This is a genomic window from Erwinia sp. 009765445 (assembly GCF_058137865.1).
The window spans coordinates 1-11,574 of record NZ_JBYUWC010000036.1 but is presented as its reverse complement, the minus strand read 5'-3'; the positions used below and the strand labels follow the sequence as shown (position 1 = coordinate 11,574).

The window sequence follows — 11,574 nt, the reverse complement described above, 5'->3', positions numbered from 1 at the left end:
TTACAGCCGCCGCTGATCGGGTGGATCAAAAGCCGCAGAGGTACAACGCTGGTTACGGTCAGCACATGGTAAAAGAGCCACGCATTTATAACAGCCGCTGGGACAAAGCCAGGCTGACATTTCTTAAATCCAATCCGCTTTGCAAGATATGCCTGAAGCAGAGCAGGGCAGAACCGGCAACGGTCGTTGATCACATCAAACCGCACAAGCTGAAAGAAGCACTGAAAGGTGGAGACGCTAAGCAGATAGCCGCTGCTCAGAAACTGTTCTGGGATAAGAGCAACTGGCAGGGACTCTGTAAGCAACATCACGACTCTACAAAGCAGCGTGAAGAGAAGCGCGGGCACATCATTGGATGCGATGAGAATGGCCTGCCGCTGGACCCCTGCTCGCACTGGAGAAAATAATGGCGAGAATAATCTCTCAGGAACAACAAACAATACTGATGTTCAAAGGGCTTATTGCTTCTTTGCCGCAGGAACAACAGGTAATGGTCAGAGAAGCTGAAAAGAAATTGCGTGATGTTTTGGTGCAATATCCTGACGGCGAAGGGCTGCTGGCATTTGGATTGATTGGCGCAGAGGCTCAGGCAGACATTTGATAGTGCCACAATGAAACTATATCATATTTAATCATAATGAGTGCATGAAAAATGATTGCATTTGCAATGATTTCAATATGAATTAATTTCAAGTGAAACTATTAGGGAGGGTGGGTAAATTGTTCACAGCCCAGAGCCTTCGTGACCGCCCGCCCCCCTTTTTATGCACAACCGCGAAATGAAAAGTTTTTTTCTGAGGTAGAAAATGGCCGGAAGACGACCAAAACCAACCCATTTAAAGGTGGTTACTGGAAATCCCGGTAAGCGGGCGCTGAATAAAAAAGAGCCTCAGCCTGCCCGCGAAATTCCAAGCCCGCCGTCACATTTAACAGACTGGGGAAAAACGGCCTGGGGCCGACTGACTGTCCTTTTGGATGGTATGGGCGTGCTGACGGTTGCAGACACGTTCGCGCTTGAGCGCCTCTGCGATATTTACGCCGATATTCTCCAGTTGCGAAACACGATAGCCGATGAAGGGCGAACCTATACGGTACAGACTGACGGCGGTTTCCTGATAAAAGCCAATCCTGCCGTCTCAATGCTGGCGGATGCAGATCGCCGTTTTAAAAGTTATCTGGTGGAATTTGGTCTGACGCCAGCCGCCCGTTCAAAGGTTAATGTTAATGACGGAGAAAAAGAAGAAGACCCGCTCTCCCAGTTCTTCGGCTGATCCGGCCACGCAGTATGCACTCGACGTTACCAGCGGTAAAATACTGGCCGGTCCGGATATCCGAAATTCCTGTAAAAGGCACTTGCGCGATCTGGATAACATGCATGCTCGCGGGCTGCAATGGGACATCGAATCAGCACAGCGGGCAATAGATTTTTTCGCAAAGGTTCTGAAATTAAACGGCGGTGAGCATGAAGGCGTACCGTTTATTTTGCTCCCCTGGCAATGTTTTATCGTGGGTTCAATATTTGGCTGGAAAACCAGTGATGGTTACCGCCGCTTTAGAATGGTTTATACCGAGTCCGGCAAAGGGTCGGGTAAATCTCCCCTGGCGGGTGGGGTGGGTCTGTATTGCCTGACGGCAGACAAAGAGCCCCGCGCTGAAGTCTATGCTGCCGCCACCAAAAAAGACCAGGCCATGATCCTGTTTCGTGATGCCGTGGCGATGGTTGATCAGTCTCCGGCGCTGGCCGGACGCATCCAGAAATCAGGGGGAGCCGGGAAGGAATGGAACCTGGCCTATGTGCAGGCAGGCTCTTTTTTCCGTCCCATCAGTTCCGATGATGGTCAATCCGGGCCGCGTCCGCATTGTGCACTGATTGATGAAGTGCATGAGCACAAAAGCAACCAGGTCGTTGAGATGATGCGGGCGGGAACGAAAGGACGCCGTCAGGCGCTGATGTTCCTGATCACCAACAGTGGCCATGATAAAACGAGCGTCTGCTATGAGTACCACGAATACGGGCGGAAGGTTGCATCGGGCGATCTGGAGGATGACAGCTTTTTCAGCTTCATCTGTTCGCTGGATGAAGGCGACGATCCTTTCAAAGATGAATCCTGCTGGCCGAAAGCGAACCCTTCCTTAGGGCATACGTTTACGGAAAAATACCTTCGTGAGCAGGTGACCCAGGCACGGGGGATGCCATCGAAAGAGAGCATCGTCCGCCGCCTCAATTTTTGTCAGTGGGTTGAAGCTGCCGATCCGTGGATTGACAGCAACACCTGGATGAGTTGTGAACAGGATTTTGACCCGGAAGAACTCGCCGGTGAAGAGTGCTATGGCGGTCTGGATTTATCTGGTTCCCGCGACCTGACATCACTTGCGCTGTACTTTCCCAAAAAGAAACGGCTGATGGTGGAATTCTGGACACCGAAAGACACGCTGCTCGAACGCGCCAAAACCGACCACGTTCCTTACGATGCCTGGCTCCGAAAAGGGTATATCAACGCACCACCGGGGAAGGCAGTAAATTATGGCTTCGTTGCGTCACGCATAGCCGAGTTAACCGCGAAATTTAATATCCAGTGCATTGCATTTGACCAGTACCGAATTAAATATCTGGAGCCTGAACTGGAAAATGAATCCGTCAGCGTTCCGTTAATCCCCCACGGACAGGGTTACTACAAGGCTCAGGAGTCCGGGCTGTGGATGCCACGCTCTATTGAACTGTTTGAAGAGCACCTGAACAGCGGTGAGCTTGTGATCCTCACTAATCCCTGTCTGCGCTGGAATGCCGCCTCAGCCGTGCTGGAGGCTGACCAGAAAGACAACCGTATTTTTGCCAAGAAAAAAAGCACTGGCCGCATTGATGGTGTGGTGGCTTCTGCGATGGCTGTCGGCGCTGCGGAAGATGCTGTTCTGGAAGAGCAGGGCGATCCGGATGGCTTTTTTGACGACCCGATTATGGTAGGTATCTGATGAAGGGAAAAAAACGACCTGGCCGCATTAAAAGCGCGATTGTTAACTGGCTCGGTGAATCAATTGGCCTTAATAACCCCGCATTCTGGCAGGAATGGTATGGGACAAGCAGCAGTGGGAAGGTGGTAACAGCAGAAAAGGCGCTGGCATTGTCCTCTGTCTGGTCCTGCGTTCGTCTGCTCAGCGAATCCGTTTCAACCCTGCCGCTTAAAGTTTACCAGCGGGAACAGGACGGTTCGCGCAATCTGGCGCAGCAGCACCCGGCATATCAGTTACTGTGTCGCCGCCCGAACAGTGAAATGACACCTTCGCGATTCATGCTGATGACCGTCGCCAGCATCTGCCTGCGCGGTAACGCATATATTGAGAAGAAGATGATCGGCAGCAAACTGGTATCACTGGTGCCACTGCTGCCGCAGAACATGAAGGTTGAAAGGCTTGACAGTGGGAGCCTCAAATATACCTACACCGAAAAAGGTGGAGATCGCATTGTCCCGGTCAAAAACATGATGCATATCCGGGGATTCGGTCTGGATGGCGTATGCGGAATGATGCCGATGAGAACCGGTCGTGACGTGTTTGGTGCAGCAATGGCTGTTGAAGAATCAGCTGCAAAAATATTTGAAAACGGCATTCAGACGTCCGGCTTTTTCCTGTCCAAGAATTTACTTACCCCGGAACAGCGTCAGAAAAACCGCGAGAATCTTAACCGCTTCGTGGGCTCAAAGAACGCCGGAAAGGTGATGGTACTCGAAGGAGACATGACCTATCAGGGGATCACGCTCAACCCCGAAGATGCGCAGATGCTGGAAAGCCGGTCTTTCAGTATTGAAGAAATATGCCGCTGGTTTCGTGTACCGCCATTTATGGTAGGCCACATGACCAAACAAAGCAGCTGGGCATCCAGCGTTGAGGGGATGAACCTGCTTTTCCTGACCAATACCCTGCGCCCCATGCTGGTAAATATTGAACAGGAAATTTCCCGCTGCCTGCTGGACGGTGATGAAGATTTGTTTGCTGAGTTTAACGTTGAAGGGCTGCTGCGTGCCGACAGTGCCGGACGCGCCGCTTATTACACTACAGCACTCCAGAACGGCTGGATGTCACGCAATGACGTTCGCCGTCTTGAAAATATGCCGCCGATTGAAGGCGGAGACATTTACACCGTTCAGCTTAACCTTACACCGCTGGAAGACCTGAGAAAAAACAGTGCCGCACAGGCGGCTGAAGTCATCAAGCTTCACAACTACCTTTTCCCGGACATTCCTTTCGAACAGTCACCGCTGAAAAAAGCGGCTTAGGAGCAACCTCTAATGACATTAAAAAGTCTTCCGGCAGCGCCGGAGGGGCGGCCTTTTGCGCGTGAAAATCGTGACCTGCCTTCATCAGCAGTGGAGCGGTGGGATGGAAGTATCCGCGCCGCAAAAGACGATGAAAACAGCATTTCCGTTTTTGACGTGATCGGGCCTGACTGGTACGGCGAAGGCGTCACGGCTAAACGCATCGCTGCCGCGCTCCGCTCAATGGGGGGTGCTGACGTTACCGTAAACATTAATTCTCCCGGCGGCGATATGTTTGAAGGGCTGGCGATTTACAACCTGCTGCGTGAGTACGAAGGCCGGGTGACGGTGAAAGTGCTGGGTATTGCCGCTTCTGCGGCTTCAGTCATCGCGATGGCCGGTGATGAGGTCCAGATTGGGCGCGGCGCTTTCCTGATGATCCATAACTGCTGGGTCTATGCGATGGGTAACCGCCATGACCTGCTGCAAATCGCGACGGATATGGAGCCATTCGATAAGGCCATGAACGATATCTATGGTGCCCGCACCGGACTGGATACGGAAACCATTGACGCGATGATGGATGCGGAAACCTATATCGGCGGCAGCGATGCGGTTGAAAAAGGTTTTGCGGACCGGCTGCTGGCGGCGGACGAGATAGCCGACGACAACGAGAGCCCCGCCGCTGCCCTGCGCAAGCTCGACGCGCTGCTGGCAAAAACAGACACGCCACGCTCTGAGCGGCGAAAACTTCTTAAAGCTTTAACCGGTGGCAAGCCTGGCGCTGCTGCCGATCCTGCTGGTACGCCGGGCGCTGCCGACAAAATCAACCCTGAAAATCTCAAACAACTCGAAAACGCGCTGGCCGCGTTCGGCAGATAAGGAAACACCATGTCAGATGTAAATGAGTTACTGAAAAAAGTCTCCGCCAAGCTGGAAGAGGTTTCCGGCACCTTCAGTCAGAAAGCGGAAGACGCACTGAAAGAAGCAAAAAATTCCGGCCAGTTGTCTGCTCAGACTAAAGAGGCGGTAGATAAGATCGCCACCGAGCACAACGCGCTGAATGAAGCCCTGAAATCACTGAAAGCCTCGCAAGGTGAACTTGAGCAACACGTTGCCCAGATGCCGCTGGCGAATGCCAAAAGGGTGATTGAAACCGTGGGCCAGACCGTGATCAGCAGTGAAGCGCTGAAAACCTTTGCGGCCAGCATTGAAGGCAATCGCCGCCTGAGCATCCCGGTTAATGCCGCGCTGCTGTCTGCTGATGTCGCAGACGGTGTCGTTGAGCCGCAACGCCTGCCTGGCATTGACACACCGCCTAAGCAGCGACTGTTTATCCGCGATCTGATTGCGCCGGGCCGCACCTCATCACCAGCCATTTTCTGGGTGCAGCAGACCGGATTCACCAATGCTGCAAAAGTGGTGCCGGAAGGCACTCAGAAGCCGTACAGCGACATTAAGTTTGCGACAAAAATCACCCCGGTCGTGACCATTGCGCACATGTTCAAGGCGGCGAAACAGATTCTGGATGATTTTCCACAACTGCAGTCTACCATCGATGCAGAAATGCGCTTCGGACTGAAGTATGTCGAAGAGCAGGAAATCCTCTTTGGCGACGGTACGGAGGGTGCGCACCTTCACGGCATTGTTCCCCAGGCGTCAGCTTACGATCCGGCATTCAGCGTTGAACAGCAGAGCGGTATTGATGACCTGCGCCTGGCAATGCTGCAGGCTCAGCTGGCGCGGTTCCCGGCGTCAGGCCATGTTCTGCATTTTATTGACTGGGCGAAAATTGAGTTAACCAAAGACACGCTGGGTCGCTACATCCTGGCGAACCCGTCCGCGCTGACCGGGCCCACACTCTGGGGCCTGCCGGTTGTGGCAACAGAAACTGCTGCATTCCAGGGTAAATTCCTGACCGGCGCTTTCAATGCCGCAGCGCAGCTGTTTGATCGTGAAGATGCCAACGTGGTTATTTCAACCGAGAACGCTGACGACTTCGAGAAAAACATGATTTCAATTCGCTGCGAAGAGCGTCTGGCGCTGGCGGTTAAGCGCCCTGAAGGCTTCGTTTACGGTTCGTTCACTGTTCCGGCTCCGGCTGGTTCGTAACCCTGATGGCGGCCTGCGGGCCGCTCCATGGAGAAAGCATAATGAAACTGACCCTTATCCGCCCCAACTATCACGAAGGCGTGGTTATTCCTGAAGGTGGCACGCTTGAAACTACGGAACAGCATGGCCGCGAACTGGTGAAAAAAGGTTATGCGCGGGAAGTGGCTAATGCCGAAGCCAAAGCGAACGCGGCAGCTGAAGCAAAGGAAAAAGCCGAGGCAGAGGCCAAAGAAAAAGCTGAAGCTGAGGCTCAGGCAGAAGCCGAAGCCAAAGAAAAAGCGGACGCCGAAGCCAAAGCGAAAGCGGCAGCTGAAGCAAAGGAAAAAGCCAAAAAATAAGGGCAGGCCATGTTGCTGACGCTCGACGAAATCAAAATGCAGTGTCGACTGGAACCTGATTTTACAGAAGAGGATCGCCTGCTTGAGTTGCTGGCACTGGCCGCAGAGGCAAAGGCGACAACTTATCTGAACCGGAATCTTTATAAAACGCTGGATGAAATACCGGAAACGGATACTGATGGGATGGTTATAACCGAGGATATCCGGCTGGGGTTGTTACTGGTTGTTTGTCACTGGTATGAAAACCGCAGTTCAGTTACAGAAATTGAGAAGACAGAAACACCTCAGGGATTTGAGTTTCTGCTCTATCCCCGTCGCCTGCCAGTATCGGGATTCTGATATATGAAATTACGGTCAACCACCTCCAGTGCGACTTACACTCTCCCCGATCCGGGCGAACTCGATAAACGGCTACTGCTCCGGCAGCGCACTGACCAGCCCTCATCTGATTACGGCGTGGCTCCTGAATACCAGAACATGCGGACCGTCTGGGCCAAAGTAAGGCAGGTCGGGGCCACCACGCTGCATGAGTCGGTACAGACCGACGATAAAATCACGCACTACATCACCATCCGGTACAGGCGCGACATCACCTCGGATTTTGAAGTGGTGCTTGCCGGTATTGTGTATCGCATAAAGCGCGGGCGCGATCTGAACTCTGCAGGCCGTTACCTGCTGCTGGAGTGCGAAGAGCTGGGCGCTGAAGAGCGCAGTGGTGATATGTATGGCTGACGACTTGTTTAATGTGCACGTTGAATTTCCAAAATGGAATGAGATCGAATTTAACAAACGGCCGGTGCGCAGGGCGTTTCAGAAAATTGGTGAAGTGCACATGCGGGATGCCCGCCGCCTGATAATGCGGCGCACGCCTTCCAGGCCCGGCGGCAACCCGGCATTACAAACCGGGTTACTCGCTAAATCCATCGGCTATTACGTGCCGCCCGCCACTACCCGCCGCCCTGGCTTTATGGTCCGCATTGCGCCCAATCAGCGTCGGGGGAAAGGGCAGCGATCCCACATTATCGGACCGTTTTACCCGGCATTTCTCTCTTACGGGGTCAGGCGGGGCGCGAAGCGTCAGAAAAGCCATCATAAGGGCAAATCCGGTGGCAGCGGCTGGCGCATCGCTCCACGCAATAACTACATGGTACAAGCGCTTGAAGCCCGACGCGCCTGGACGAAATATGTTTTGCTCCGGGCGTTGCGCGGTTCACTGCGTGCGAAATGGGAAAAGAGAAAATGAAATTATCAAACGTGATCGCCGCGTTGCGCACCCGGTGTCCGATGTTTGAAGGACGGATCGCCGGTGCGGCGGAATTTAAATCTTTGCCGGAGACGGGAAAAATGCGGCTACCCGCTGCATATGTTGTTCCCACCGAAGATATTACCGCCGAGCAAAAATCGCTTTCTGACTACTGGCAGAACGTCACCGAAGGATTCGCCGTGATAGTGGTGCTTGATAATACCCGCGATGAGCGCGGGCAGGCAGCGGCCTATGATGTTGTGCATGACGTTCGGGCAGAGTTATGGCGTACTCTGCTGGGCTGGCAGCCTGAAGACAATGGTGGGCCTGTGGCCTATGCCGGTGGTCAGTTGCTGGAGATGGACCGGGGACGCCTTTACTACCAGTTCGATTTCACCCTCGTGCGGGAAATTCAGGAGGAGGACACGCGCCAGCAGCAGGATTTGAACACCCTCGACGAATTTAAAACGATGGGCATTGATATTGATTATATCGATCCGGGCGATGGCCCTGACGGTAAACCTGAACACCACATCGAACTAAACCTCAGCGAGTAAATCATGCAGATAAAACCCTTGAAAGGGCGGTCGGTTCCCGATCCCGTCCGTGGCGACCTTTTGCCCGCAGACGGGCGAAACGTTGAAGAAAGCACTTACTGGCTCCGCCGCATCGCCGACGGGGACGTTGAGAAAATCGTACCGTCTGAGAAAGCAGCGGTGGCCGCAACAAAGAAAAAGGATGGTGATTAATGGTCAGCTTTCCAAACATTCCCTCAAATATCCGTGTGCCGCTCTTCTGGGCTGAAATGGATAACAGCGAGGCCAACACCATGACAGAGAGCGCCCCGGCGCTTCTGATTGGCTATGCGAACACCGGCAGCCAGATTGCCCGCAACCAGTTAACCATTATGCCCTCTGCAGGCCTGGCCGGAAGAGTGGCAGGGCGCGGCAGTCAGCTGGCCCGCATGGTGGCCCGTTACCGCGCCGTGGACCCGTTCGGTGAGCTGTGGGTCATTGCGGTTGACGATACTGCTGCGGGGGGAACTGACGCTGCAGCTTCAGGCAAGATCACCCTGACCGGCAACGCGCAGGCCGCCGGAACGGTGAGCCTGTATATCAGCGCCACGCGGGTACAGGCCGCAGTATCTTCTGGCGATACGCCGGACAACATTGCTGCCGCACTGGCAGCGGCGATTAATGCTAACCCTGACCTTGCCGTAACGGCATCTGCTGAGCAGGGAGCCATCACCGTGACCGCACGTCACCCGGGCTTAACCGGCAATGACATCCCGCTGATGCTGAATTATTACGGCACTGTCGGCGGTGAAAACACCCCCGATGGCGTCAATGTGACCATCACAGCGATGGCGGGCGGCTCCGGGTCACCGGACCTGACCGGGGCGGTTGTGGCGATGGGTGACGAACCGTTTGATTTTATTGGCCTCCCGTTCAGCGACTCCGCGTCTCTGGCGACGATGGCGCTGGAAATGAACGATTCTTCCGGCCGGTGGAGCTATGCGCGGCAGCTTTACGGTCATGTGTACACCGCTAAAATCGGTTCCCTGTCCGATCTGGTGGCCTTTGGCGACACGATGAACAACCAGCACATCACCGTGGCCGGGTACGAAACCGCTGTTCAGACCGCTGCTGATGAGCTGGTGGCGCTGCGCACGGCGCGTAATGCGGTATTCATTCGCAATGATCCGGCGCGACCAACGCAAACCGGCGAGCTGACCGGCGCATTACCCGCGCCAGCGGGCCAGCGATTCACCCTGACAGAGCAGCAGTCACTGCTGATGCACGGCATCGCCACGGCATACGCGGAGGGCGGCACGCTGCGAATCCAGAGGGATATCACCACCTATCAGCAAAATGATTACGGCGTGGCTGATAACAGCTATCTCGACAGTGAAACCCTCCATACCAGCGCATACGTCATCAGACAGCTGAAAGGTGTCGTTACCAGCAAGTATCCGCGCCATAAACTGGCAAACGATGGCACCCGTTTCGGTCCCGGCCAGGCGATTGTTACGCCTGCTGTGCTGAAGGGGGAAATGTGCGCCATCTACCGGACAATGGAGCGGGCGGGGATCGTGGAGAACTTCGACCTGTTTAAGCAGTACCTGGTTGTTGAGCGAAACGCCAGCGACCCCAACCGTGTCGATGTGCTGTTCCCGCCTGACTATGTCAACCAGCTGCGCGTGTTTGCGCTGCTTAATCAGTTCCGTCTGCAATACAGCGAGGAGGCAGCCTGATGGCCCGTATAGGTGGTACATGTTACGTCAAGGTCGATGGCCTCCAGGTGTCGCTCACCGGCGGCATTGAAGTGCCGATGAACACCAAAATTCGCGAAGATGTTATGGGGCTGGCCGGAGACGTGGATTACAAAGAAACGCACCGCGCCCCCTACGTCAAGGGTACATTTAAAGTGCCGAAAGCGTTCCCTGTCAGCAAACTGATGGACTCAGATCAGATGACAATCACCGCCGAACTGGCTAACGGCATGGTCTACGTACTCTCTGAGGCATACCAGGCTGGCGAGGCAAACCACAACGCGGAAGAGGGTACTGTAGACCTCGAATTCCACGGCACCGAAGGATTTTATCAATGAGTGAACTGCAATTAACGAAGCCCATTACCGCGCATGGCGAACCCGTGCACGTGATTGAATTCAGTGATCCGACCGGAAAGGATGTTCGTGAGCTGGGTTATCCCTATCAGATGAATCAGGATGGCTCAGTGAAGCTACTGGCTCCTGTGGTGGCGAAGTACATCACCCGACTGGGACAGATACCACCCTCATCGGTTGACGATATGTCACCAGCCGATCTGAATGCGGCCGCATGGGTGGTCGCCGGTTTTTTCCTTCAGGCCTGACGGCAGAGGGCGTTGTAAACCTCTATTTTGACTGCGCCAGTTACTGGCGCATTAATCCACTTGATGTGCTGGGTGAAACATTCAGCACGCTGGGATTGCTGACCGGACAGGCTAACCGGATAGAGCGGGAGAGAAAATCCAGTGGCAGAGTTTGAACTTAAGGCGCTAATCACCGGCGTCGACAGATTATCTCCGACCCTCAGCCGGATGCAGAAGAAAATAAGGGGGTTCAGGAAAGACACTGAAGCCCTGGGGCGCGGTGGTATTGCTATGGCAGGTGGGCTTGCCGCCGGTCTGACCGGATCGCTTGTGGCTTTTGCAAAGCAGGAGGATGCTGCAACCGGACTCAAAGTCGCCATGATGGACGCTGCCGGGCAGGCGGGGCCAGCCTTTGGAAAGATAAACGATCTGGCCGTCAAATTGGGCAACAAGCTTCCGGGAACAACCGCTGATTTTCAGAACATGATGCAGATGCTGGTCAGGCAGGGTATTCCGGCCGAAAATATTCTGAATGGTGTCGGCAAAGCTTCGGCTTATCTCGCCGTTCAGCTGAAGAAAACGCCAGAAGCGGCCGCAGAATTCGCGGCAAAAATGCAGGACGCCACCGGCACCGCATCAGAGGATATGATGGGGCTTTTTGATACCATTCAGAAAGCGTTTTATCTGGGGGTGGATGACACAAACATGCTGTCGTTTTTCTCCAAATCCAGTTCCGTTCTGAAAATGATAAGCAAGGACGGCCTTACAGCCGCCCG

General features: G+C 54.2%; 17 protein-coding genes. All 17 read left to right on the top strand.

Going from position 1 to position 11,574, the window contains the following annotated elements; translation table 11 throughout:
- Window positions 1-65 precede the first annotated feature (65 nt).
- Window positions 66-407: an HNH endonuclease gene (locus tag AC3Y5R_RS23780; protein WP_489923376.1), complete on the top strand. Its 342-nt coding sequence runs from the start codon at window positions 66-68 to the stop codon at window positions 405-407.
- Complete coding sequence (locus AC3Y5R_RS23775; RefSeq protein WP_489923375.1) at window positions 407-601, top strand: hypothetical protein; 195 nt, start codon at window positions 407-409, stop codon at window positions 599-601. The genes AC3Y5R_RS23780 and AC3Y5R_RS23775 overlap by 1 nt, the downstream gene beginning before the upstream one ends.
- A gap of 205 nt (window positions 602-806) precedes the next feature.
- Window positions 807-1,271 (top strand): phage terminase small subunit P27 family, encoded by a 465-nt coding sequence (locus AC3Y5R_RS23770; RefSeq protein WP_489923374.1) that lies wholly within the window; start codon window positions 807-809, stop codon window positions 1,269-1,271.
- The gene (locus AC3Y5R_RS23765; RefSeq protein ID WP_489923373.1) at window positions 1,225-2,970 is read left to right on the top strand and encodes a terminase large subunit; all 1,746 of its coding nucleotides are present in this window, start codon (window positions 1,225-1,227) and stop codon (window positions 2,968-2,970) included. The genes AC3Y5R_RS23770 and AC3Y5R_RS23765 overlap by 47 nt, the downstream gene beginning before the upstream one ends.
- Window positions 2,970-4,271: a phage portal protein gene (locus AC3Y5R_RS23760; RefSeq protein ID WP_489923372.1), complete on the top strand. Its 1,302-nt coding sequence runs from the start codon at window positions 2,970-2,972 to the stop codon at window positions 4,269-4,271. The genes AC3Y5R_RS23765 and AC3Y5R_RS23760 overlap by 1 nt, the downstream gene beginning before the upstream one ends.
- 12 nt (window positions 4,272-4,283) lie before the next feature.
- Window positions 4,284-5,132, top strand: coding sequence for a head maturation protease, ClpP-related (locus tag AC3Y5R_RS23755; RefSeq protein ID WP_489923371.1), 849 nt, complete (start codon window positions 4,284-4,286; stop codon window positions 5,130-5,132).
- Between the two features lie 9 nt (window positions 5,133-5,141).
- Window positions 5,142-6,362, top strand: a complete 1,221-nt coding sequence (locus AC3Y5R_RS23750; protein ID WP_489923370.1) for a phage major capsid protein — start codon at window positions 5,142-5,144, stop codon at window positions 6,360-6,362.
- Window positions 6,363-6,403: 41 nt separating this feature from the next.
- Window positions 6,404-6,700 (top strand): DUF7210 family protein, encoded by a 297-nt coding sequence (locus AC3Y5R_RS23745; protein WP_489923369.1) that lies wholly within the window; start codon window positions 6,404-6,406, stop codon window positions 6,698-6,700.
- A gap of 9 nt (window positions 6,701-6,709) precedes the next feature.
- Window positions 6,710-7,039: a head-tail connector protein gene (locus AC3Y5R_RS23740; protein ID WP_489923368.1), complete on the top strand. Its 330-nt coding sequence runs from the start codon at window positions 6,710-6,712 to the stop codon at window positions 7,037-7,039.
- A 3-nt stretch (window positions 7,040-7,042) separates the two neighbouring features.
- On the top strand, window positions 7,043-7,432 hold the full coding sequence (locus AC3Y5R_RS23735; protein ID WP_489923367.1) for a phage head closure protein: 390 nt from the start codon (window positions 7,043-7,045) through the stop codon (window positions 7,430-7,432).
- Window positions 7,425-7,943 carry a hypothetical protein gene (locus AC3Y5R_RS23730; RefSeq protein ID WP_489923366.1) on the top strand — a complete coding sequence of 173 codons (519 nt, stop codon included), beginning with the start codon at window positions 7,425-7,427 and terminating at the stop codon, window positions 7,941-7,943. The genes AC3Y5R_RS23735 and AC3Y5R_RS23730 overlap by 8 nt, the downstream gene beginning before the upstream one ends.
- Complete coding sequence (locus tag AC3Y5R_RS23725) at window positions 7,940-8,500, top strand: phage tail terminator protein (RefSeq protein ID WP_489923365.1); 561 nt, start codon at window positions 7,940-7,942, stop codon at window positions 8,498-8,500. Before AC3Y5R_RS23730 ends, AC3Y5R_RS23725 begins: the two co-directional genes overlap by 4 nt.
- A gap of 3 nt (window positions 8,501-8,503) precedes the next feature.
- Window positions 8,504-8,692, top strand: coding sequence for a DUF2635 domain-containing protein (locus AC3Y5R_RS23720; protein ID WP_489923364.1), 189 nt, complete (start codon window positions 8,504-8,506; stop codon window positions 8,690-8,692).
- Window positions 8,692-10,197 (top strand): phage tail sheath subtilisin-like domain-containing protein, encoded by a 1,506-nt coding sequence (locus AC3Y5R_RS23715; protein ID WP_489923363.1) that lies wholly within the window; start codon window positions 8,692-8,694, stop codon window positions 10,195-10,197. The genes AC3Y5R_RS23720 and AC3Y5R_RS23715 overlap by 1 nt, the downstream gene beginning before the upstream one ends.
- Complete coding sequence (locus AC3Y5R_RS23710; protein ID WP_489923362.1) at window positions 10,197-10,553, top strand: phage tail tube protein; 357 nt, start codon at window positions 10,197-10,199, stop codon at window positions 10,551-10,553. Before AC3Y5R_RS23715 ends, AC3Y5R_RS23710 begins: the two co-directional genes overlap by 1 nt.
- Window positions 10,550-10,819, top strand: coding sequence for a phage tail assembly protein (locus tag AC3Y5R_RS23705; protein ID WP_489923361.1), 270 nt, complete (start codon window positions 10,550-10,552; stop codon window positions 10,817-10,819). Before AC3Y5R_RS23710 ends, AC3Y5R_RS23705 begins: the two co-directional genes overlap by 4 nt.
- A 141-nt stretch (window positions 10,820-10,960) precedes the next feature.
- Window positions 10,961-11,574, top strand: a 614-nt coding sequence (locus AC3Y5R_RS23700) for a phage tail tape measure protein (protein ID WP_489923360.1), incomplete at its 3' end; no start/stop codon positions are given.